Below are 19,035 nucleotides of genomic sequence, written 5' to 3'. Positions count from 1 at the left end.
GCAACCCCGTCATTCGGTGAAGACCTCGTCGCGCTTCTTCGCCATCGAGGGCAGCAGTGCGATGACCAGGATCACGACGGCCACCAGCAGCAGCCCGGCCGAGATCGGCCGCTCGATGAAGGTCATGAACGAGCCGCGCGAGATGATCAGCGCCTGGCGCAGCTTCTCTTCCATCAGCTTGCCGAGCACGAAGCCGAGCAGCATCGGCGCCGGCTCGAAGCCGAGCTTGATCAAGAGGTAGCCGAACAGGCCGAACAGCGCGGTGAAGGCGACGTCGACCGGCTGGTTGTTCACCGAATAGATGCCGATCGAGCAGAAGATCAGGATCGCCGGGAACATCAGACGGTAGGGCACCTGCAGCAGCTTCACCCAGACGCCGACCAGCGGCAGGTTGATGATCAGCAGCATCAGATTGCCGATCCACATCGAGGCGATCATGCCCCAGAACAGCTCCGGGTTCTTGGTCATCACCTGCGGGCCGGGGATGATGCCGTGGATGGTCATCGCGCCGACCATCAGCGCCATCACCGCATTCGGCGGGATGCCGAGGGTGAGTAGCGGGATGAAGGCGGTCTGGGCTCCGGCGTTGTTGGCCGATTCCGGACCGGCGACGCCCTCGATCGCGCCCTTGCCGAAGCGCGAGGGATCCTTGGCGATCTTCTTCTCCAGCGTATAGCTGGCGAAGGGGCCGAGCACGGCGCCATTGCCGGGCAGGATGCCGAGCACGCCGCCGATGAAGGTGCCGCGCAGGCATGGCGCCGTCGACTGCTTGATGTCTTCCCAGCTCGGCAGAAGCCGGCCGATCTTGGCCTTGACGACGTCGCGCGCCTCGGGGTTTTCGAGGTTGCGCAGCACTTCGGCGAAGCCGAACACGCCCATCGCCAGCACGGCGAAGTCGATGCCGTCGGCGAGCGGCGGGAAGCCGAAGGTCATGCGCTCCTGGCCGGTCTCGAGGTCGGTGCCGACGGTCGAGAGCAGCAGGCCGAGCATGATCATGCAGAAGGCCTTGAGGATCGAGCCGCGCGCCAGCACGACCGCGAAGCACAGGCCCATCACCATCAGCGAGAAATACTCTGCCGGGCCGAACAGCAAGGCGAGCTTGGTCAGCGGCGCGCCGAGCGCGGCGATGATCAGCGTCGCGAAGCAGCCGGCGACGAAGGAGCCGATCGCCGCCGTGCCGAGCGCCACGCCGGCGCGGCCCTGCTTGGCCATCTGGTGGCCGTCGAGCGTGGTGACGACGGCGGTCGCCTCACCGGGGATGTTGACCAGGATGGCGGTGGTCGAGCCGCCATACTGCGCGCCGTAATAGATGCCGGCGAGCATGATCAGGGCGCCGACCGGATCGAGTCCGAAGGTGATCGGCAGGAGCATGGCGATGGTGGCGACCGGGCCGACGCCCGGCAGCACGCCGATCAGCGTGCCGACGAGGCAGCCGACGAAGGCGAGGGCGATGTTCTGCAGGCCGAGCGCGACCGAGAAGCCGAGCCCGAGATTGGCGATCATGTCATGCATCGTGTCAGATCCCGAAGAGCCAGGGCGCCAGCGGGATCGGCAGGCTCAGCGCATATTTGAACAGGAGGGCACAGGCGATCGTCATCGCGATCGCGAAGATCGTCAGCTCCTTGAGCTTGACGTCCTCGGCGGCGAGTCCGGAGACGAAGACCACGATCGGTCCGGAAACCAGCATGCCGAGCGCGGGAACCTTGAGCGGGCCGATCTCGAAGCCGCGGATCGTCAGGCCGAACAGGCAGGCGGCGCCGAGCACGAACAGCACGCCGCGCCAGGACCAGCCTGCCAGCTTCTCGCCCTTGTAACGCAGCGAGTTGATGCTCAGCAGCAGGCCGAGGGCGGCGCAGATCACCGCGAAGGATTTCGGCAGCATGCCCGGGCCGAGCTGGCGCAGCGTGCCGGTCGCCAGATCGCGTGAAAGGAACAGCGCGAGCCCGGCCAGGACGATCATGAACAATCCCGCCGCGAAATCCTGGGTCGAGCGGATACGCAATCCCTGCGCCGACTCGATCTTGTTCAAACTCATCAATAACCTCCGGCTTGGGTCGCGACGGCGCGCATCGCGGGCTTTCGGGCGTGCACCGGCACGGTGAAGGGTAGCGTGATACGCTCGTCGATCAGCGTGACGCTCTCTCGCAGGATGGCGAGAAAATCGTCGCGCGCGGACAGCTTCTGCTGCGGCCGCCAGGCGACGCCGACGAGCGCACCGGGCGGCGGCGGGTCGAGCAGCGCGCCGCGCAGGCGGCGCATGGTGACGCCGGGAAAGCTCAGCCGCGAAACCCAGTCCGGCGCCAGCGACATGCCGAGCCCGGCGGCGACCGCCGACATCATCGCCGGCTTCTCGGTCGCCTCGATGATGACGTTGGGGACGGCGCCGACGCTCTCGAAATAGGCCATGACGAGGTCGTAGGCGAAGGGCCGTATCCGCTTGGATGGCACCACGAAGGGCTCGCCGACCAGATCCTGCATCGTCAGGTCGTCACGCGCGGCGAGCGGGTGCGCTTCGTTCAGAACGACGATCGGGCGTTCGACCCGCAGCACCTCGAAGGCGCACTCGGTCGGCTTGCGCGGCGGACGCAGCAGCGCGAGGTCGAGCTTGCCCGCCTCCAGCATCTGCACCAGCGGCACCGTCATCGCCTCGACGAACTTGATCTCGATGCCGGGATGGCGGGCGCGGAACGTGACCAGCGCTTCCGGCACGAAACTCGACGAGGCGGCATCGATCGCGCCGACGCGCAGGACCTTGCTCGAGGCCAGCGAGGCTTCGCGCACAGAGCGCGAGGCGCGCTCCATCCTGACCAGGATCGCCTTGGCTTCCTCGAGCATGATCAGGCCGGCGCGGGTGAGGGCGACCTGGCGGGTGGTCCGCGTCAGCAGGGTGACGCCGAGTCCGTCCTCGAGCGCGCTGATCTGGCGCGACAATGCCGGTGGCGCGAGACCGAGCCGCTCGGCCGCTCGGCCGAAATGCAACTCCTCCGCCACCGCGATGAAACATCGCAGTTGCCTCAGATCCATGGTCGTTGCCGCTCCCCGCTGACGTATCGCTTTTTGTGATATCGTTCAGCTAATTCCGTGATGCCCTTTAGCCTCAATCAGTCATGATGTAACCCTAGAGCAATTCATAATTTATTGGCAATAAAGCTCACTGCCACGCAGGCGGCATCCACAGCGTGAACATCGCCCCCCGGCCGGGTGATGCGGTTATGGCTTGCTCTTGGAAGGGCCGTGCTCGGCCGAGGCTGGTCAAGCGGTCGGGGCACCCGCTCGTCCGGCTCTCCACGAGGTGGCGAGGCGGCCGTCGATCAGCGCGAGCCCGAGGAAGATCGCGGCCATCCCGGCGAAATGGCGCGGCAAGAGCTCTTCGCCGAGCAGGCCGGAGCCGAGCAGGATGGCGCTGACCGGGATCAGGAAGGTCACGAGCATGACGTTGCTCGGCCCGGCGGTGCGCATGATCCGGAAGAAGATGACATAGGCGAGCGCGGTCGACACCAGCGCCAGGCCGGCCAGCGCCAGGACGACCTGCAGGGAGGGCAGCGGCAGGGTCCAGGGCGGGTTGGCGAGGAGGACGATCGGAAGCGTCATCAGCGTCGAGGCGCTGAGCTGGCCGGCGGCGGTGACCAGCGGCGGCAATTCGCGGAAGCGGCGGCCATACAGGCCCGAGAAGGCGTAGGAGACCGTCGCGGCGACACAGGCCAGTTGCGCGATGAGGTTGAGCCCGAGGCCACCGAGCGCGTCCGGGCCCATCAGGACGGCGACACCCGCAAGGCCTGCCAGCACGCCGGCGATTTTCGGTCCGGTCGCCCGTTCATTCCCGAAAATCTGCATCACGATCACGCTGAAGATCGGCGTCATCGCGTTCAGGATCGAGGCGAGGCCGCTGGCGATCTGCTGCTGCCCCCAGAGGAACAGGCTGAACGGGATCAGATTGTTGAGGATGCCCATGCCGAAGAAGGCGAGCCAGATCGGCCGGCCGACGGCCATGGAAAGCCCGGACAACCGCACGGCCAGTTGCAAAGCGAGCGCCGCCAGACCGACCCGGGTCAGCAGCACGGCGAGGGGCGGCCATTCGGCCAGGGCGAGCTTGTTGAAGAAGAAGGACCCGCCCCAGAGCACCGAGAGGATCGCAAGCAGGAGCCACTCGATCGGGCCCATGCGCAGGGAGCTGGTGGAGGGCGGTGTTGTCATGGCGCAGTCTGTCTTCGCAGGGCGGGTCAGTCTGCGTCAGTAGGCAGTCGGGCTGGGCCCGGCCACCCGTATTCTGAAGAGTTTCAGGCGGTGTCGAGAGCTGCGCCTGGGAGCGGTCGAGCCTCCCCGTCATTCCGGGGCGGAGCGCCTCGGAATGACGGTGGAATGTCCGTCGCCTACGCCGCTTCTGCGTCGCGCGCCGCCCACATCGCCTTGAAGGCCGGGCGGGCATGGCAGGCATCGAGCCAGGCCTTGACGTTCGGGGCTGCGTCGAAGAGCTGCGTCGCCGGCTTGGCGTAGCGGATGACCTCGGCGACGTTGATGTCGGCGACGGTGAAGCGCCCGCCCATGACGTAGCCGCCGCCTTCCGCCAGAGCCTTGTCGAGGACGGCGAAGGGGGCCGGCAGGGCGGCGAGCGCGGCGGCGACGATGGCTGGATCGCGCTTCTCCGGCGGGTAGGCGGCGAGGTGATAGGTCAGGTTGAGCGCATGCGTCTCGCATTCGGTCGCGGCCCAGAGCGACCACATCGCTGCGAGCCCTTCCTCCTGCACGTCCTTGGGCGCCAGCGGCCCGCCATGCTTGCGGGCGAGATAGAGGTTGATCGCCAGCGATTCGTGCAGGACGAAGCCGTCATCCTCGATCGACGGAATATGTCCGTTCGGATTGACCTTCAGGAATTCGGGGCTGCGGGTGTGGAGCGGCGCGCCGGGGGCGTCTGGATCGGCGAGGCGATAGGCCTGGATCACCGGCACCTGCTTGAACGCGATGCCGAGCTCGTTGGCGAGCCAGACATTGCGCGTCGCGCGCGAGCGATGGCAGCCATAGATGGTCAGGGTCATGGGCGTTTCCATTTGGTTGAGGCTGACTATTCTCGGTCGTTCCGGACCTGCGCTTTGCTTGCCGGGAACGACGAAGGCGGGTTTCAGCCGAGCTGGCGCAAGGTCTCGCGGGCGATGATCAGGCGCTGGATCTCGGAGGTTCCTTCATAGATTCGGGTGATCCGGGCGTCGCGCGCATAGCGCTCGACCGGGAAGTCGCGGCAATAGCCGGCGCCGCCATGGATCTGGATCGCCGCATCGGTGCAGCGATGCGCAGCCTCCGAGGCGAAGAGCTTGGCCATCGAGGCTTCCTTGGAGAACGGTTCGCCGCGGTCCTTCTTCGCGGCAGCGTCGAGGATCAGCAGGCGCGAGGCGTGCAGGTCGAGCTCGCGATCGGCGATCAGCCATTGCAGTCCCTGGAATTCGGTCAGCGCCTGGCCGAACTGCTTGCGCTCGCGGGCATAGGATTTGGCGGCGTCCATCGCCGCCCGGGCGATGCCGAGCGAGACCGAGGCGACGCCGATGCGCCCGCCGGCGAGTTCGCCGACCGCGACGCGGAAGCCGTCATTCTCCTTGCCCATCAGCGCGTCGGCGGGGATGCGGGCGCCTTCGAATCTGATCGTGTTGGTGGCCGAACCGGTCTGGCCCATCTTCTTCTCGGCCTTGCCGACGCTGACGCCGGGCGTATCGGCGGGCACGAGGAAGACCGAGATGCCCTTGCCCTTCGGCGCGTCCGGATCGGTCACCCCCCAGACGACGAAGAGCCCGGCATATTCGCCCGAGGTGATGAAGATCTTCTCGCCGTCGAGGATATAGGCGTCGCCCTCGCGCCGCGCGCGCAGCTTCATCCCGGCCGGGTCGGAGCCGGCGCCGGCCTCGGTCAGGCAGAAGGCGCCGGCCGGATAGGTGCCGTCGGCGAGCTTCGGCAGATGCTCGGCCTGCTGCCGCGAGCTGCCGACGGCCTGGATCACCTCGCCGACCATGTTGGTCACCGAGGTCGTTACCGCCGTCGAGGCGCAGGCGGCCGCCAGCTCCTCCAGCGCCAGCGCGAAGGCGACGGTGCCGGCCTCCGAGCCGCCGAAGCCGGCCTGGATGTTGAGGGCCATGAAGCCGTTCTCGGCGAGCAGCTTCAGATTGCCGAGGAATTCGGCCCGGCCTTCGCCGCGGTCGAGCGTCTCGGCGAGCGGCGCGAGCCGGTCGGCCGCGAGCTTGCGGGCGCTGTCGCGGATCAGCTCTTCCTCTTCGCTGAAGGCAAAATGCATGCGCGTTCGCTCGCTCGCCGTGACAGGTCGCGCTGAGCTTAGAACGCCGGGCCGCCCGCGCCAACGCGTGGCGGCGCCCGGCCGCCTTGCAGTTTCTCCCGCTCGCCGGTCCGGCCGGGAGGGGGCTTGACGCCGGCTGCCAACCGGCCCATGTCGGCTGCACCCGCCAGCCTGCATCCCGATGCTGGCCGGCGGCTCCACAGGAACCTTTGAACCCCATGCCAAGCGACAGTCCCAGTCGACAGTCCTTGCCGTCTCCGGCCCGCCCGGGCGCCTGACCCATGAGGGAGGCTCGCCCGCGTTCGGCCGCTTGACGGCCGAACGAAGGGAAGCGAGCCATGAACGCCGCAATCACCGAAATCCTGCCCGCCGAAGCCGTCTCTGCTCCGGTGCTGGCCGCGGATCTAGCCCGGCGCCATGTCGCCGACATCGTCGTCAGCCTGAACGAATACGAGGCGGCCTTCGTCGCCGCCGTGCTGCTCGAACTGCCGAGGGCGCTCGCGGCCGACGTCCTCGACCAGCCGGAGCTCTCCCGGATGGCGGCGATCCTCAAGGCGATGCCGCTCGATCGCGCCGTCGGGCTGATCGAGGAGATGTCGGCCGACCGCGCCGCCGACCTGTTCCGCTATGATCTCTCCGAGCCGGAGCGCCATCGCTTCGTGGCGAAGCTCGATGCCGCGACCAAGGCCGAGCTGGTCTGCCTGCTCGCCTATCCAGAGCATAGCGCCGGCGCGATCATGACCACCGAATTCGTCAGCGTGCCCGACGATTGGACGGTCGCGCGCACGCTCGAGCATGTCCGCACCGTCGAACGCAGCCGCGAGACGGTCTATGCGATCTATGTCGTCGACCCCGAGATCGGCACGCTTCGGCAGGCGGTTTCGCTGCGCCGATTGATCGCTGCCGAGCCCGGCGCTCCGGTCGGCTCCGCCGCGGCCCGGCGCGAGCCCGTCTCGGTCTCTCCCTTGACCGATCGCGAGGAGGTGGCGCGGCTCATCGCCAAATACAACCTGCTCGCCGTGCCGGTGGTCGACGAAAAGCAATGCGTGCTCGGCATCGTCACAGTCGACGACGTCATCGACGCGATGATCGCCGAGACCACCGAGGACGTGCACAAGCTCGGTGGCATGGAGGCGCTCGGCCTGCCCTATCGCGAGATCGGCTTCTTCAGCATGATCCACAAGCGCGCCGGCTGGCTCAGCGTGCTGCTGCTCGGCGAGATGCTGACGGCCTCGGTGCTGCAGCACTATGAGGGCGCGCTCGAGAAGGCGATCGTGCTGACCCTGTTCATTCCGCTGATCATGAGCTCGGGCGGCAACTCCGGCTCGCAGGCGACCTCGCTGATCATCCGGGCGCTGGCCTTGCGCGAGCTTGCGCCGGGCGACTGGTGGCGCGTCGCGCTGCGCGAACTGCCGACCGGGGTCACCCTCGGCGCCATCCTCGGAGCGATCGGCTTCGTCCGCGTCGTGCTCTGGCAGAAGCTCGGCTTCTACGACTATGGCGAACACTGGCTGCTGGTGGCGGCGACGGTGGGGGCGGCCCTGCTCGGCATCGTCACCTTCGGCTCGCTGACCGGCTCGATGCTGCCCTTCGTGATGACGCGGCTCGGCTTCGATCCGGCCAGTGCCTCGGCGCCCTTCGTCGCGACCCTGGTCGATGTCTCCGGGCTGGCGATCTATTTCAGCATCGCCTCGCTGATCCTGAGCGGGACGTTGCTTTAGATCATTCCACCGTTGCGGAGCCTGGCCCGAATGCGAGGTTCCCGCCGGCTCAGCCGGCCAGGACCCGTTGCGGCGGGAAGGTGACCTCGACCAGCGTGCCTTCCTTCTTGACGCTGGTGATGGTCAGCGCCGCCCGGTTCGCTTCGACCAGCGCCTTGGTCAGCGGCAGGCCGAGTCCGGTGCCGCCGGCCTTGCGCGTCGTCTGCACGCGGCGGAAGGGTTCGAGCGCCAGCGCGATCTCCTCGTCGTCCATGCCGATGCCGGTGTCGCGCACCCGCAGGATCGCCTCGCCCTGATCGCCGAGCGCGGTCGAGACGATCACCTGGCCGCCGGCATCGGTGAACTTCACCGCATTGGAGAGCAGGTTGAGCACGATCTGGCGCAGCGAGCGCTCGTCGGCGACGACGGGCGGCAGCTTCGGCGCCAGCCCTGAGCGCAGCACGACGCGTCCGCGCTGGGCTTCCGGCTGGAGCAGGTTCACCGCCGACAGGGCGATGTCGTTCAGGCTGACGCTGACGAAGTCGAGATCGAGCTTGCCGGCCTCGATCTTGGCGAGGTCGAGCAGGTCGTTGACCAGGCTGATGACATAGCCGCCCGACTGGTGGATGTCGCGCAGATACTCCTTGTAGCGCTCGTTCTCGATCGGCCCGAAGCGCTCCTCTGCCATCACCTCGGCGAAGCCGATGATGGCGTTGAGCGGCGTGCGGATCTCGTGGCTGATCTTGGCGAGCACGTCCGATTTCTGGGCGCTGGCCTTTTCGGCGGCCTTGCGGGCCTCGACCAGCTCGCCCTCGGTCTTCTTCCAGGCGGTGATATCGCGCAGTACGGCGCAGAACTTGCTGTCCGGGCCCTCGGCGATCCGTCCCATGGTCATGAACAGCGGGATGCGGCCGCCCTGGCGGACGCGGCCGACGACCTCGCGGCCGTCGTTCATCAGCGAGGCGACGCCGCCGCCGATCAGCCCGTCGAGATAGTCGAGCGCCGGCGAATGGCTTTCCGGGGCGAAGAGCAGGGTGAAGAGCTCCCCCGCGACTTCGCGCTGATCATAGCCGAACAGTGCCTCGGCGCTCTTGTTGAGCGAGAGGATGCGGCCGCGCCCGTCGACCGTGACGACGCCGTCGGTCGCCGTGTCGAGCACGGCACTGAGCTCGGCGACGCGCGATTCATTGGCCGAGCCTTCGAGCTTCAGCGAGGCGACGCGCGCCGCGACCTCGTCCTCTTCGGCCTCGAATTCGGCCGCGAGCTCCTGCTGCTCCGCCTCTTCCTCGGTCAGCAGTCTGAGGTCACCGCCCGGCACGCTGTTGCGGAAAGCCATCAAGGTCGCCGGCTCGCCCTGCCAGCCGATGCTGGAAAGCCTGCCGTCGACGCTGACCAGCCCGCCCTTGCGGTCGATCAGGATCATGGCGCCGCCGGCGCTGCGGTTGGCGCCCTTGATCAGCTGGCTGACGCCGCCCGCCGCCGCCAGATCGTCGAGATCGGCATAGTCGAGCAGGTCGAGCAGGGTGCGATTGGCGTAGAGCGCCGTTTCGTCGCGGTTGACCAGCACAGCGATCGGCAACCGGTCGAGGATCTCGGCATGGGCATTGGCGAGGCGCGGCCGGCCTTCGGAGACGGCAGGCACGGCATCGCTGACAGCAGCCGCGCGCTGCGTCGGCGCAGCCGTCTCGGATGCCGCCGATCTTTCGTCCCGGGCGACCTTGAGAGGCGTCGCCGCCGGCAGGCGTGGTTCGCCTTCGTCATCGCCGGCGATCCGGGCGCCGAGAGCCTTGGCGATCTCGCGGAAGGCGTTGCGCTCGGCCGACGACAAATGGGCTTTCGACGGTTCGAGCACCGGACGAACCGCGGCGAGCTGGCCATTGCGCAATGGCACGACATTGCCGGGCGCCGGCTCGGCATCCGAATCCTCGGAGCCGGCAGCGGCCTCGCCGGCCGGTTCGGAAGGCTCGGCCTCGGCGGCCTCGGCGTCAACGGCCTCTGCCTCCGGCGTCTCGTCGACGGCGGCGGGTTGTTCGGTCACCGGCGAATCGGCCGTCGCCGCGCCGCCGGCTTCGACGTTGTCCACAGCTTCGGCAACGTCCGTGATGCTGCTGTCAGCGCTCGCGACATCGGCCTCGCTGGCAGGCCGGTCCTCGCCGGTTGCAACAATCGAGGCTTCGTCCGTGGCGCTCTCGGCGCCGCTTGCCGGCTCGGCTTCCTCGGCGGCCGGCGCGGCCGCTGTCGTCTCGGCCTCGCGCTCGGGGAAGTCTTCGTTTTCAGCGTGCCGGACCAGGCCGAAGCCGCGGAAACCGGCCGGGGCGCGCGCCTGGTCGAAGAGCGGGAAGCCGGACAATTCGACCCGCGCCCCTTCGCCCGTAGCGACGCGCCAGAGGACGGCGTGTCCGCTCCAGGTGGCGGCGCTTGCCAGGCGCTGCGCAAGGTCGCCGTCGAGATCGAGGATGTCCCGGTCGAGAAGTTCGCTCCAGCGACGGCCGGGCAGGGCGGCTGCCGCATCCGGCCCGACGAGTTCGGCAAACTCAGGTGAGGCGCTGGCGAAGCGGCCTTGCGCATCGCTTGCCCAGAGGAAGCGCAGATTGGCGCGGCGCTGGCCTGTGGCCGGGCTGGTCGGCTCCGCTGCTGCAGCTTCGCCCGCGATATCCGCCTGTTCCGCGGGCCGGAAGGTATCCGGCGCGGCATTCAGCACCGCGATGTCGATGCCGAGGCGGCGCAATTCCGAACCGGCGATACCGAGTGCCAGCGTCTTTCCGGGCGCCCCCTCGACCAGCAGGCAGGCGCAGGTGACGAGGCCGGAAAGTCCCGTGCCGAAGCGCAGGCGTTCGAGCCGCACGGCCTGGCGTGCGGCGAGGCCGCTGCCGAGCAGGCGCAGCCGGTCTTGCAAGCCAGCCGGCAACATGGCAGGGCCTTGGGCGAGCAAGGCCTTGCCCGCCGGATTGGCGTGCAGCAGTTTCTGGCCATCGACGGACCAGAGCAGCAAAGCGCCCCCCGCTGCGAACGGCGCAAGCGCGCCGTCCAGCGCCAGCGCGCTGCCCAAGGTCGTCCAATCCTGTTCGGATCCGCTCATTCCGTCCCGTTCTTCCGGCGACTCTGCAATCCGGCGTGATTATGCCTAACAAAACTTTAATAGCGACCAAATCCTTGTGAAGCCATGCGGGAACCCGCGCTCTCCCCTGACGTTTCCAAACAGCGTTAATGTGCCGGCTGCCGCCCGGTCCGTGCGGCGTTGTCATCGCAGTGCAAAAATGATATTGCAGTGCACAATAGGACTTGCCGGTCTGTGCGGCAGGCCCGGCCACAACCCAGCAGGAGGATCGATCATGGACGGCAAGACCCCTTACGAGGTGCCTACCGAGATGCGCGAATTCGCCGAGAAGAGCGTCGACCAGGCGCGCAAGGCTTTCGACGGCTTCATCAATGCCGCTCACAAGGCCGTCGACAGCGCCCATGGCTCCGCCGAATCGGCCCGCGTCAGCGCCCAGGACGCCACCCGCAAGGCGATCGGCTATGCCGAGGCCAATGTCGCGGCCGCTTTCGAACTCGCCCAGAAGCTGGTGCGTTCGCGCGACGTCAACGAGGTGCTGCAGCACCAGTCCGAGTTTCTGAAGTCGCAGATGGCTTCTTTCCAGACGCAGCTCAAGGAACTGGGCTCGGTGGTCCAGGAAGCCGCTGCCAAGACGGCCGAGACGGCGGCCAAGGCCACGAAGGCCAAGTGAGGCCGGCTGGCAAGTGAAGCCGGCCGACTGATACCGCCTGCTGCCAGGGCGGCATGGATCTCGCGGGGCGTAGCCGGGCATTGGTCCGGCCGCCATTTGAGCAGGTCCGCCTTGCCCGAAACATGAAGGAGAACGGTGATGGCGAAGCAGACTATGCCTGGCAAACCTCCGATCAGCCTCGCTCCGGTCAAGGCGATGAGCGAATCGCAGCCCATTCCGGCCAACATGGTTGCACGGGCGAGCCCGCCGGCTCCCGCGCCGGTCGCTCAGGCTCCCGCCAAGGTCGAGCCGGCTCCGGTCGCTCCCAAGCCCGCCGAGAACCCCGCCGCGACCGTTCCGCTCAAGCCGGCGCCTGCGGCCACCGCCAGCGTCGTGGCCGGTCCTGTCGTGGCGAAGACCGTGCCGGCCAGCCCGGCCCCGGTCGCTGCGAGGCCGGCCATTGCCGATGCCGTCGCCGCCGTTGTTGCCCGGCCCCCCGTTCCCGTTGCGCCGACAACACGCGCCGAAGCGCCGCCGGCCATCGTGCCTGCGCCGAAGGTCGTGGCCGAGAGCGCCGGCAAGATCGTTGCCGAGAAGACCGCCGCGGGCTCCCCCCGCAAGGCCGCTGCGAAGTCGCCGCGCACAAAGGCCGCGCCGGACCGTAAGATCGCGGCCCCGCGCAGCAAAGTCGACGCGCCGAAGCCGGCCAAGCTGGCTCTGGCCAAGCCAGCCCCGACAAGCCCTGCTGCTTTCACGCCTGTTGCGCAGCCCGCCGCTGTGGTGAAGCCCGTCGAGGCCGCCGTTCCGCCACGCCCGGCCACGCCGCCGAAGCCCTTCATCGCCGCGATCGAGGTCGTGGCCGAGCCGGTTGCCCCCTGGCTGAGCCAGACCCTGGCGCTGACCCGCGCCTTCGGCGCGATCCAGGCCAAGGTGCTCGACCATGCCTGCGCCGAACTGAAGGCGACGCTGGGCGAGATCGAGACGCTGGCGCACACCCGCAGCGCAGCCGATGCGGTCGCTCTCCAGGCCAAGGCCTTCCGCCGCGGCTACGAATCGCTGTCGAGCCATCTCGGCGATCTCGCCGCGACCGCCCGCAAGGAGCTTCCGCACCCCTGATTCTGCGGCCGGCACAGCTTCTGTGCGCCGGCCGCAATTTCCCCGTTGCATTCGGCGCGGCACGGCACTAGGTTCCGCGCCGTCGCTGGATCGGGATCGAGCCGGCGCCCGCCGGCCATGCCGGCAGGATATGCATCGCGAGTTTCGCGAAGCCGTGCAGCCATAGCTCAGTTGGTTAGAGCGCTAGATTGTGGATCTAGAGGTCCCCCGTTCAAGCCGGGGTGGCTGTACCATCCCCTCCACCGAGGCAGACATCCTTCGATTGCAGCGCGCCGCTCCGGCGGCTTAGGCTGCCGTAGCGCTCCGTAGCCCACGGGCATGCGCTGCGCTTCGAATCTCGGGGTCTGTCCATGCCGATGAAGATCGACCGCATCAATCCAGCCGCGCTCGCGCCGCCGGGGCGCTACTGCCATGTCGCGGTCGTCACCGCCGGCAGACAGGTCCACATTTCCGGCCAGATCGCGCTCGACGCGATGGGGCAGGTGGTCGGCGAGGGCGATCTTTCGGCCCAGGCCGAACAGGTCTTCGCCAATCTCGCCGCCGGGCTCGCCGCAGCCGGCGCCGATTTCTCGAAGGTTTTCAAGACGGTCAGCTATGTCGTCGGCCTGACGCCGGAGAAGGCGGCGGCGATCCACAAGGTACGGGTGAAATATCTCGGCGAGGGGCCTTATCCGGCCAGCACCATGGTCGGCGTCACCGCGCTGGTCGATCCGCGCCTGCTGCTCGAGATCGAGCTGATCGCGGCCCTCGATTGATCCGGGCCCGGTTGCGGGCTTGAAGCTGGGGCGGCCGCTCGCCATATCGACAGCACGCAGTGGGGTTCGCCCGCTGCCGGCAGGGTGCTGCGCCAGCGGGCCCTGCGATCTCCCAGAGGCGCCTTTCAAAGGGCTTCGTGATGACGCGTCCGCCTAGCCTGTCGCATCCTTTCCTGCTCGGCTTCGATGATATCGAGCGAGCGCTCGACCGTGTCGCCAAAGGCGCCGGTGAGGGGTATCCGCCCTACAATATCGAGCGCCTGCCGCGCACGGAGGATGAGCCCGACAAGCTCAGGATCACGCTCGCGGTGGCGGGTTTCTCGCGCGAACAGCTCGAGATCACGCTGGAAGAGAACCAGCTAACCATCCGCGGCCGCCAGATCGACGACAAGACGCGCCAGTTCCTGCATCGCGGCATCGCCGCGCGGCAGTTTCAGCGGTCCTTCCTGCTCGCCGACGGCATGCAGGTGCTCGGCGCCGATCTCTCGAACGGGCTGCTGGCGATCGACCTCGCCCGTCCGGAACCGGAACGGCTCGTCCGGCGTATCGATATCATGAGCCGCGACTGAAGGAGGTCGGTTCGGTGAAAGGCATGCGGTTTGCCTTCCGTTCATGATCACGAGTGCACAATCAAACCGCCTCGCACTGCTCTGAAGGAGGGCGCGATGACTGAGACCAGAAACACCCCCCTGACCACCGCGGAATTCGCCGCCCTCGGCGCCGGCCAGGTCGCCTATCTCAAGCCGATGACCTCGGACGAGCTGGCGCGGATCTTCCCGCAGGCGCCGCATATCGAGCCCGGCTTGCAGCTCTTCGCGCTGCTCTCGGCCGATGGCGCGCCGATCCTGGTGACCGATTCGCGCGAAGCCGCGACGGCCAATGCCTGGGAGCACGACCTGAAGATGGTCAGCCTGCACTAGATCACGCTGCATTTGGACGGAAACATCCAAATGCAGATAACGTGATCGATTTTATGAATTAGAGCATGCTTGGCGCGAAAAACCGGGGCCACTTTTTCGCAGCATGCTCTAGGCGCCCACGCCGCTCGGCCTTTCGGCCGGGCGGAAGAGGGCGCCGGGCAGGGCCTCAGACGGCTGCCGGGGCGATGCCCTCGACGGCCGCGACGAGGCGCCCGATGTCCTCCGGCGTCGACAGGCGGTGGTCGCCATCCTTGACCAGGGTCAGCACCACCGGATCGTGCGGCAGATGCTCGACCAGCTTGAGCGCCTGGCCATAGGGCACGTCGGGATCCTTCATCCCTTGCAGGATATGCACCGGGCAGCCGGTCTCGATCGGCTGACCGAACATCAGGTGATTGCGCCCGTCCTCGATCAGCGCCCGCGTGATCGGGGTCGGCTCGGGAGAATAGTCAGACGGGCGCAGCCAGACGCCGTCATCGAGGATCGTTCGGCGAATCGCCTCGGGCATCTGTGCCCACATCAGCTCTTCCGAGAAATCGACCGCCGGCGCGATCAGCACCAGCCCGGCCGGTGCGCGTTCGGGGGCGATCTCGCGCAGCCGCCGCGTCGCCAGCAATGCGAGCCAGCCGCCCATCGACGAGCCGACGAGCACGGCCGGCCCGTCGACGCGGGCAACGAGCATGGCGAGCACGTCGTCGAGCCAGTCCGACAAGGTCCATTCTGCGAAATCGCCGCCTGATTCGCCGTGGCCGGCATAGTCGAAGCGGATGAAATGACGCCCCTTCGCCTGTGCCCAGCCGGCGAGCGCCTCGGCCTTGGTCGCGCGCATGTCGGACCGGAAACCGCCGAGCCAGACCACGGCCGGACCCTTGCCGGGTTGGGTCAGGACGGCGATCCTCCGGCTGCGCGCGCCCTCGCCGACGCTCAGAAATTGCGGTTGAGCCATATTCACCCTATCTCTCCTGTGACGAGCCGCGGGAATCTGCGCCGGGCCGCTGTGCTTCGCGCAAGCGCTATGCCCATCATGGCGCAGATGGCAAACCCGCCGTCTGCAAGAAGGCCCTTTCGAACGGTGACGACCAGTCTGCGCTCCGGCGCGCCACTTTCGCTACCCTCCACCGAAACCCACCCGCTGAGTGGGCGCACGGTGCTGCAGATCATCCCCGAGCTTGAAGCGGGCGGGGCCGAGCGCACCGCCGTCGACATCGCGGAGGGGCTGACCGAGGTCGGCGCCCGCGCCTTGGTCGCGACCGAGGGCGGACGACTCGTCGCCGAATTGCAGGCCAAGGGCGGGATCTGGCTGCCTTTCCCAGCGGCTTCCAAGAACCCGCTCGCCATGGCGCTGAACGTGCGCAAGCTTGCAAGGCTCTGCCGGCAGGAGCGGGTGGACCTCGTCCATGCCCGTTCGCGCGCCCCGGCCTGGGTCGCGCTGGCGGCGACGCGGGCCTTGAGACTGCCCTTCGTCACCACCTATCACGGCTCCTACAACAGCCGCTCGGTGGTGAAGAACCACTATAATTCGGTGATGGCGCGCGGCGACGTCGTGATCGCCAACTCCGCCTATACGGCCGATCTCATCCTGGCGCGGCACGGCTTCGCGCGCGATCGTATCCGCATCGTCAACCGCGGTACCGATTTCTCGGCCTTCGCGCCGGCGGCCGTCGGCCCCGAGCGGGTCAGTGCATTGCGCCGCGCCTGGGGCGTCGAGCCGCATCAGCGCATCGTCCTCCTGCCTGGAAGGCTCACCGGCTGGAAGGGGCAGAAGGTGATGATCGAGGCGGCCCGGCTGATGCGCGATGCCGGTGACGAGGATACCGCCTTCATCCTCGCCGGCGATGCCCAGGGCCGCGACGGCTATGTCCGCGAGCTCGATGAGCAGATCGCCAGGGCGGGGCTGGAGAAGCGCGTGCGCCGGGTCGGCCATTGCACCGACATGCCCGCCGCGATGCTCGCGGCCGCGATCGTCGCCGTGCCCTCGACCGAGCCGGAGGCCTTCGGCCGCGTCGCCGTCGAGGCGCAGGCGATGGGCGTCCCGGTCGTCGTCTCCGATCTCGGTGCGGTGCCGGAGACGGTGCTGGCGCCGCCGCAGGTCGCGCCTTCCGAACGCACCGGCTGGCGCATTCCGCCCGGCGACGCGCCCGCATTGGCGGCTGCGCTGCAGGAGGCGCTGGCGCTGCGGCCATCCGCGAGGGACGCGCTGGCGCGACGGGCGCGCCTGCATGTCGAACGCCATTTCTCGCTGGCCTCGATGGTCAACGAGACGCTCGATGTCTATTGCGCCCTGCTCGGGCGTTGAGGCGCTGAACGGATGATCCGGCTTTGCCGCTCGGCGCCGGCGGTGGAGCCTGGAATCCTTCGTTTTCGCTCACCATTTGACTTTGCCGTCCATTGACAACGCTACGCGTTGTGCAATGTGTCTGTTCAACGGCGCCCGAGGCGCCAGTCACAGGAGAATACAGCCATTCGTCGTCCGTTCCGTGCAGCACCCACCCCGACCAAGGACGGTCCCCGTTCCAACCGCGACATTCGTGGCGTGCGCGATGTTCAGCTCATCGATGATGTGGGCGTCAATCGCGGCGTCGTCTCGTTTTTCGAGGCGTTGAAGATCGCCGAGGATGCCGGTCTCGATCTGGTCGAGATCGCCCCGAACTCGGAGCCGCCCGTCTGCAAGATCCTCGATTATGGCCGCTTCCGCTTCCTCGAGCAGAAGAAGGCTTCGGAGGCGCGCAAGAAGCAGCGCACCATCGAGATCAAGGAGATCAAGCTGCGCCCCGGCATCGACAAGCATGACTACGACGTCAAGATGAAGGCGATGCACGGCTTCTTCGAGGAAGGCGACAAGGTCAAGGTGACCCTGCGCTTCCGCGGTCGCGAGATGGCTCACCAGGATCTGGGTGTGAAGGTGCTCGAGCGCGTCAAGGCCGATCTGGTCGATATCGCCAAGGTCGAGAGCGACTGGCAGCTCGAAGGCCGCCAGATGGTGATGGTGCTGGCGCCGAAGTGAGCTGCCGCTCCGTCATGCGAATCCCGACAGGCCCGGCCCACGCGCCGGGCCTTGTCATGTCTGGTCGAGGTCGTCACCCTCGGACTTGATCCGAGGGTCTCATTGTCGAGAGATGGTCGGGTCAAGCCCGACCATGACGCGGACCGACCCGATGCCCCAGCCGACCGTGACCGAACAGCGCCGCGATCTTGCCGCCGCCTTGCGCCTCGCCGCCAGATTCGAGCTCAATGAGGGTATCTGCAATCATTTTTCCGTGGCGCTGCCGGATGGCCCGGACGGGCGCCCGCGCTATCTGATCAACCCCTATGGTGTGCACTGGTCGGAGATGCGCCCCTCCGACCTGCTGCTGATCGACGAGCGCGGCCAGGTGCTGGAAGGCGAGGGCGAGGTCGAGGCCACCGCCCGCAACATCCATGTCGCCGCACATAAGGCCAATCCGCGCCATGTCGCCGTGCTGCATGTCCACATGCCCTATGCCACGGCGTTGACCATGGTCGAGGGCGGCCGGCTGGAAATGGCGCACCAGACCGCCTGCCGCTTCCATGGTCGCACCCTCCACCAGGACCATTTCGGTGGGCTCGCGCTCGATGAGGGCGAGGGCGAGGCGATCGTCGCGGCCAATCGCGAGCAGGGCCATGTCGACATCACCTTCCTCGCCCATCACGGGGTCACCATCGGCGGGCCTTCGGTCGCGGTCGCCTTCGACGACCTCTATTTCCTCGAGCGCGCCTGTCGTCAGCAGGTGCTGGCCATGTCGACCGGCCGCCCGCTGAAGCTGATCCCGGACGCGGAGATCGAAGCGACGGCTCGCGAATGGCGTCAGGTGCTGGTCTATCAGGCGACCAAGCATTTCGAGGCGCTGCGCCGGATGGAAGGACTCTGAGCGGCGCTCAGCCCAGCAGCCGCCTCAGCTTCCTGACCGCGCTCTCCGGCGTCGTCAGCACCGGCTTTTCGGTCGCGGTCGCGACCGCAGGCGCAGCCCGTGCCAGGCTGAACTGGGCGAGCGCGATCACGTCGCAATCCGCCAGCGCACCGGCCGCCTGTGCGGCCAGTCGGTCATGCTCCGGCCCGTCGCCGCGGTCGAGCGCCGCCAGCGCGCCCTCGGCCAGCTTGGGCATGACGGTCAGCGCGGTCGGGAATTCGGGCGGCATCGACTGGAGCGTCGGCGCGAAGCTGGCGAGCAGGCCGATCCGGCCACCGATCGCCTCCGCTTCCTCGATCATCGCCTCGTTCGGCTTCAGCACCGGCATCGGTGAAAGCTCGCGCTGCACCGCCTCGATGCAGGGGCCGAAGGCCGAGCAGGTGAACAGGATGCCGTCGGCGCCCGTCGCCTTCGCATAGCGCGCGAGCGCGAGGAACCGTCCGGTCATCGCCTCGGTGATCCTGCCATCGCGGGCGAGATCGGCCGAGAGGCTGTCGTCGAGCAGGTTCATCAGCCTGGCTTCAGGCCAAAGCCGCGCGAACGCCGCCTCGATCGGGGGCGGTGAATGGCGCAGCGCATGGATCAGTGCGATTCGCATGGTCGGAAGGTGGTCCTTCGGCTCGGCCGGTGAAAAATG

Annotated in this window: 18 protein-coding genes and 1 tRNA gene; 10 read left to right on the top strand and 9 right to left on the bottom strand. The window is 67.8% G+C overall.

Annotated features, from left to right (window positions below; genetic code table 11):
- Positions 1-9: 9 nt before the first annotated feature.
- The 6 genes from AC3RCC_RS21620 to AC3RCC_RS21595 all read right to left on the bottom strand — a co-directional run bounded on the left by AC3RCC_RS21620 (position 10) and on the right by AC3RCC_RS21595 (position 6,274).
- The gene (locus AC3RCC_RS21620; protein WP_452116606.1) at positions 10-1,512 is read right to left on the bottom strand and encodes a tripartite tricarboxylate transporter permease; all 1,503 of its coding nucleotides are present in this window, start codon (positions 1,510-1,512) and stop codon (positions 10-12) included.
- A gap of 4 nt (positions 1,513-1,516) precedes the next feature.
- Positions 1,517-2,035: a tripartite tricarboxylate transporter TctB family protein gene (locus AC3RCC_RS21615; RefSeq protein WP_291640686.1), complete on the bottom strand. Its 519-nt coding sequence runs from the start codon at positions 2,033-2,035 to the stop codon at positions 1,517-1,519.
- Entirely contained in the window at positions 2,035-3,024 is a 990-nt protein-coding gene (locus AC3RCC_RS21610) for a LysR family transcriptional regulator (RefSeq protein WP_291640688.1), read from the bottom strand. The genes AC3RCC_RS21615 and AC3RCC_RS21610 overlap by 1 nt, the downstream gene beginning before the upstream one ends.
- 228 nt (positions 3,025-3,252) lie before the next feature.
- Positions 3,253-4,194, bottom strand: coding sequence for a DMT family transporter (locus AC3RCC_RS21605; protein ID WP_492256548.1), 942 nt, complete (start codon positions 4,192-4,194; stop codon positions 3,253-3,255).
- Positions 4,195-4,370: 176 nt separating this feature from the next.
- Entirely contained in the window at positions 4,371-5,033 is a 663-nt protein-coding gene (locus AC3RCC_RS21600; protein WP_291640693.1) for a glutathione S-transferase family protein, read from the bottom strand.
- A gap of 83 nt (positions 5,034-5,116) precedes the next feature.
- Positions 5,117-6,274, bottom strand: a complete 1,158-nt coding sequence (locus AC3RCC_RS21595) for an acyl-CoA dehydrogenase family protein (protein WP_492256547.1) — start codon at positions 6,272-6,274, stop codon at positions 5,117-5,119.
- Between the two features lie 338 nt (positions 6,275-6,612).
- On the opposite strand from AC3RCC_RS21595, the gene mgtE reads away from it, so the two are divergent.
- Entirely contained in the window at positions 6,613-7,995 is a 1,383-nt protein-coding gene (gene mgtE / locus AC3RCC_RS21590; protein ID WP_291640698.1) for a magnesium transporter, read from the top strand.
- 49 nt (positions 7,996-8,044) lie between these two features.
- Here the strand turns inward: mgtE and AC3RCC_RS21585 are convergent, their stop codons facing one another.
- Positions 8,045-11,053: a PAS domain-containing sensor histidine kinase gene (locus AC3RCC_RS21585; protein ID WP_492256546.1), complete on the bottom strand. Its 3,009-nt coding sequence runs from the start codon at positions 11,051-11,053 to the stop codon at positions 8,045-8,047.
- A gap of 253 nt (positions 11,054-11,306) precedes the next feature.
- Between AC3RCC_RS21585 and AC3RCC_RS21580 the strand changes: the two genes are divergently transcribed.
- The 6 genes from AC3RCC_RS21580 (at position 11,307) to AC3RCC_RS21555 (ending at position 14,472) form a co-directional block, all read left to right on the top strand.
- Positions 11,307-11,702 carry a phasin gene (locus AC3RCC_RS21580; protein WP_291640701.1) on the top strand — a complete coding sequence of 132 codons (396 nt, stop codon included), beginning with the start codon at positions 11,307-11,309 and terminating at the stop codon, positions 11,700-11,702.
- A gap of 138 nt (positions 11,703-11,840) precedes the next feature.
- Positions 11,841-12,797: a hypothetical protein gene (locus AC3RCC_RS21575; RefSeq protein WP_492256545.1), complete on the top strand. Its 957-nt coding sequence runs from the start codon at positions 11,841-11,843 to the stop codon at positions 12,795-12,797.
- A gap of 156 nt (positions 12,798-12,953) precedes the next feature.
- Positions 12,954-13,030: transfer RNA gene (locus AC3RCC_RS21570), tRNA-His, on the top strand.
- 117 nt (positions 13,031-13,147) lie between these two features.
- Positions 13,148-13,552, top strand: a complete 405-nt coding sequence (locus tag AC3RCC_RS21565; protein WP_291640705.1) for a RidA family protein — start codon at positions 13,148-13,150, stop codon at positions 13,550-13,552.
- A 140-nt stretch (positions 13,553-13,692) separates the two neighbouring features.
- Positions 13,693-14,121, top strand: a complete 429-nt coding sequence (locus AC3RCC_RS21560) for an Hsp20 family protein (protein ID WP_452116598.1) — start codon at positions 13,693-13,695, stop codon at positions 14,119-14,121.
- 96 nt (positions 14,122-14,217) lie between these two features.
- Entirely contained in the window at positions 14,218-14,472 is a 255-nt protein-coding gene (locus AC3RCC_RS21555) for a BQ00720 family protein (RefSeq protein ID WP_066468264.1), read from the top strand.
- 166 nt (positions 14,473-14,638) lie between these two features.
- Here AC3RCC_RS21555 and AC3RCC_RS21550 read toward each other — a convergent pair whose 3' ends face one another.
- A complete protein-coding gene (locus tag AC3RCC_RS21550) occupies positions 14,639-15,418 on the bottom strand; it encodes an alpha/beta hydrolase (protein WP_492258813.1) in 780 nt (259 codons plus the stop codon).
- Between the two features lie 87 nt (positions 15,419-15,505).
- On the opposite strand from AC3RCC_RS21550, the gene AC3RCC_RS21545 reads away from it, so the two are divergent.
- The 3 genes from AC3RCC_RS21545 to AC3RCC_RS21535 all read left to right on the top strand — a co-directional run bounded on the left by AC3RCC_RS21545 (position 15,506) and on the right by AC3RCC_RS21535 (position 18,359).
- Entirely contained in the window at positions 15,506-16,768 is a 1,263-nt protein-coding gene (locus AC3RCC_RS21545) for a glycosyltransferase family 4 protein (protein WP_465247537.1), read from the top strand.
- Between the two features lie 165 nt (positions 16,769-16,933).
- Positions 16,934-17,476 carry a translation initiation factor IF-3 gene (gene infC / locus AC3RCC_RS21540; protein WP_291640733.1) on the top strand — a complete coding sequence of 181 codons (543 nt, stop codon included), beginning with the start codon at positions 16,934-16,936 and terminating at the stop codon, positions 17,474-17,476.
- Positions 17,477-17,627: 151 nt separating this feature from the next.
- Positions 17,628-18,359, top strand: a complete 732-nt coding sequence (locus AC3RCC_RS21535; protein WP_492256544.1) for an aldolase — start codon at positions 17,628-17,630, stop codon at positions 18,357-18,359.
- A gap of 7 nt (positions 18,360-18,366) precedes the next feature.
- On the opposite strand, the gene AC3RCC_RS21530 is transcribed toward AC3RCC_RS21535, so the two are convergent.
- Positions 18,367-18,996, bottom strand: a complete 630-nt coding sequence (locus AC3RCC_RS21530) for an aspartate/glutamate racemase family protein (RefSeq protein WP_492256543.1) — start codon at positions 18,994-18,996, stop codon at positions 18,367-18,369.
- Positions 18,997-19,035 lie beyond the last annotated feature (39 nt).

The sequence above is a fragment of the Allobosea sp. GW823-FHT01F03 genome, from assembly GCF_058798075.1.
The sequence above is the reverse complement of the archived record's forward strand: the minus strand, read 5'-3'. Positions and strand labels throughout refer to the sequence as shown.

What these genes read in the sequence shown, in the direction of transcription:
- AC3RCC_RS21555 (WP_066468264.1), top strand. Translation starts at nt 14,218, where the DNA reads ATGACTGAGACCAGAAACACCCCCCTGACCACCGCGGAATTCGCCGCC.
- AC3RCC_RS21585 (WP_492256546.1), bottom strand. Translation starts at nt 11,053, where the DNA reads ATGAGCGGATCCGAACAGGATTGGACGACCTTGGGCAGCGCGCTGGCG.
- AC3RCC_RS21550 (WP_492258813.1), bottom strand. Translation starts at nt 15,418, where the DNA reads ATGGCTCAACCGCAATTTCTGAGCGTCGGCGAGGGCGCGCGCAGCCGG.
- AC3RCC_RS21580 (WP_291640701.1), top strand. Translation starts at nt 11,307, where the DNA reads ATGGACGGCAAGACCCCTTACGAGGTGCCTACCGAGATGCGCGAATTC.
- AC3RCC_RS21615 (WP_291640686.1), bottom strand. Translation starts at nt 2,035, where the DNA reads ATGAGTTTGAACAAGATCGAGTCGGCGCAGGGATTGCGTATCCGCTCG.
- AC3RCC_RS21545 (WP_465247537.1), top strand. Translation starts at nt 15,506, where the DNA reads ATGGCAAACCCGCCGTCTGCAAGAAGGCCCTTTCGAACGGTGACGACC.
- AC3RCC_RS21565 (WP_291640705.1), top strand. Translation starts at nt 13,148, where the DNA reads ATGCCGATGAAGATCGACCGCATCAATCCAGCCGCGCTCGCGCCGCCG.
- AC3RCC_RS21560 (WP_452116598.1), top strand. Translation starts at nt 13,693, where the DNA reads ATGACGCGTCCGCCTAGCCTGTCGCATCCTTTCCTGCTCGGCTTCGAT.
- AC3RCC_RS21595 (WP_492256547.1), bottom strand. Translation starts at nt 6,274, where the DNA reads ATGCATTTTGCCTTCAGCGAAGAGGAAGAGCTGATCCGCGACAGCGCC.
- AC3RCC_RS21610 (WP_291640688.1), bottom strand. Translation starts at nt 3,024, where the DNA reads ATGGATCTGAGGCAACTGCGATGTTTCATCGCGGTGGCGGAGGAGTTG.
- AC3RCC_RS21535 (WP_492256544.1), top strand. Translation starts at nt 17,628, where the DNA reads ATGCCCCAGCCGACCGTGACCGAACAGCGCCGCGATCTTGCCGCCGCC.
- AC3RCC_RS21575 (WP_492256545.1), top strand. Translation starts at nt 11,841, where the DNA reads ATGGCGAAGCAGACTATGCCTGGCAAACCTCCGATCAGCCTCGCTCCG.
- AC3RCC_RS21600 (WP_291640693.1), bottom strand. Translation starts at nt 5,033, where the DNA reads ATGACCCTGACCATCTATGGCTGCCATCGCTCGCGCGCGACGCGCAAT.
- mgtE (WP_291640698.1), top strand. Translation starts at nt 6,613, where the DNA reads ATGAACGCCGCAATCACCGAAATCCTGCCCGCCGAAGCCGTCTCTGCT.
- AC3RCC_RS21530 (WP_492256543.1), bottom strand. Translation starts at nt 18,996, where the DNA reads ATGCGAATCGCACTGATCCATGCGCTGCGCCATTCACCGCCCCCGATC.
- AC3RCC_RS21605 (WP_492256548.1), bottom strand. Translation starts at nt 4,194, where the DNA reads ATGACAACACCGCCCTCCACCAGCTCCCTGCGCATGGGCCCGATCGAG.
- AC3RCC_RS21620 (WP_452116606.1), bottom strand. Translation starts at nt 1,512, where the DNA reads ATGCATGACATGATCGCCAATCTCGGGCTCGGCTTCTCGGTCGCGCTC.